Source organism: Pseudoxanthomonas kalamensis DSM 18571, assembly GCF_010211745.1.
Taxonomy (GTDB): Bacteria; Pseudomonadota; Gammaproteobacteria; order Xanthomonadales; family Xanthomonadaceae; genus Pseudoxanthomonas_A; species Pseudoxanthomonas_A kalamensis.
Genome location: NZ_PDWQ01000045.1, coordinates 1 through 732 on the forward strand (window position 1 = coordinate 1; position 732 = coordinate 732).

1 protein-coding gene is annotated in these 732 nt (G+C 61.3%); it reads right to left on the bottom strand.

What is annotated here, in order from left to right:
• Positions 1–732, bottom strand: a 732-nt coding sequence (locus CSC70_RS13880; protein WP_211369507.1) for a cbb3-type cytochrome c oxidase subunit I, incomplete at both ends; no start/stop codon positions are given.

Here is a 732-nt window from a genome sequence, read left to right on the forward strand (position 1 = left end):
CTCCGGGTGGTTGTAGCTGTTCATGCGCCGGGTCATGCCCATGAAGCCGAGCACGTACAGCGGCATGAAGGCGACGAAGAAGCCGATGATCCAGCACCAGAACGAGGCCTTGCCCAGCGTCTCGTTGAGCTTGAAGCCGAACGCCTTCGGGAACCAGTAGGTCAGGCCGGCCAGGTAGCCGAACACCACGCCGCCGATGATCACGTTATGGAAGTGCGCGATCAGGAACAGGCTGTTGTGCAGCACGAAGTCCACCGCCGGGATCGCCAGCATCACGCCGGTCATGCCGCCGATGACGAAGGTGATGATGAAGCCGATGGTCCACAGCACCGGCGCGGTCATGTGCACGCGGCCGCGGAACATGGTGAACAGCCAGTTGAAGATCTTCACGCCGGTGGGGATCGAGATGACCATCGACGTGATGCCGAAGAAGGCATTGACGTTGGCGCCCGAGCCCATGGTGAAGAAGTGGTGCAACCACACCACGAACGACAGCACGCCGATGCAGGAGGTGGCGTACACCATCGAGGTGTAGCCGAACAGGCGCTTGCGGCTGTAGGTCGCGATCAACTCGGAGAAGATGCCGAATGCCGGCAGGATCAGGATGTAGACCTCTGGGTGACCCCAGATCCAGATCAGGTTGACGTACATCATGGCGTTGCCGCCACCGTCATTGGTGAAGAAGTGCGTGCCCAGGTAGCGGTCGGCACCGAGCAGCGCCAACGCCACGGT